This is a genomic window from Helicobacter labetoulli (genome assembly GCF_003670275.1).
Lineage (GTDB): Bacteria > Campylobacterota > Campylobacteria > Campylobacterales > Helicobacteraceae > Helicobacter_C > Helicobacter_C labetoulli.
In genome coordinates this window covers 1-765 of the sequence record NZ_QXJF01000039.1, presented here as the reverse complement: position 1 = coordinate 765, position 765 = coordinate 1, and the positions used below count along the sequence as shown (strand labels likewise).

Sequence of the window (765 nt, the reverse complement as noted above, 5' to 3'; positions counted from 1 at the left end):
TAGTGATTGTGTTGCCTGAAATAGCTGGGGCATCAAGTTTCATACCGCCACTTAATCCATAACTTGCACGAAGCGCCCAATTATCATCTTTGAATGGGGATATAGCAAGATACACTTCTGTCTTTCCAAAGTCTGTAGAATACTCATAGCTTACACCTGCAAGAAAGCGAGGATGTCTTCTATACTTATCAGCCCAACCCACTTCTAAGGCAAAAGGGAAGTATGCTGAATGTCCTACACTGCTATACGCATAACCTACACCTGTAAGGGCACGAAACTCTAAATTTGGGTGGAATTGTCTTTTACTGATACCTAAACGAAAGCCAGTTTGCATAATAAAAGTCCCTTCGTTCCCTTGAACTCCATCAAAGTCCATTAAGGTTACCAAAGGCAAATCCACTTGTGCTGGAATACCCCAACCGCCTTCTTTTTCAATCCAACGGCGATGATCTATTTTCTTTTTTAGTTCATCAAGGTTTTTGGCAGCCTCACGATGAAACTTTCTCTCTTCTGCGCTATCAAGTTGCAAGGCAGCTTGAAAATGTGATTCTTTATTCTCATTCATTCTGCTACGCAAATTAATCCAATCTTGCTTACTCATATTGACAGCCTCTTCTTCATCAACCTTAAATGTATTTTTAGATTATTGAGATTTGGTTTGTGTTTGGACTTGAGTGTCGTTCTTCTCTAACTCATCAGCTAATCCTATATTAGCTAAAACAGCCATACTGATTCCGGCAATGAAAAGTAATTTTTTCATTCAAA

The 765-nt window shown here is 39.2% G+C and carries 1 protein-coding gene; it reads right to left on the bottom strand.

What is annotated here, in order from left to right; genetic code table 11:
- Positions 1-601: hypothetical protein (locus EBF12_RS12110; protein WP_244196537.1), on the bottom strand; the 601-nt coding region annotated here is incomplete at its 3' end.
- Positions 602-765: the final 164 nt, after the last annotated feature.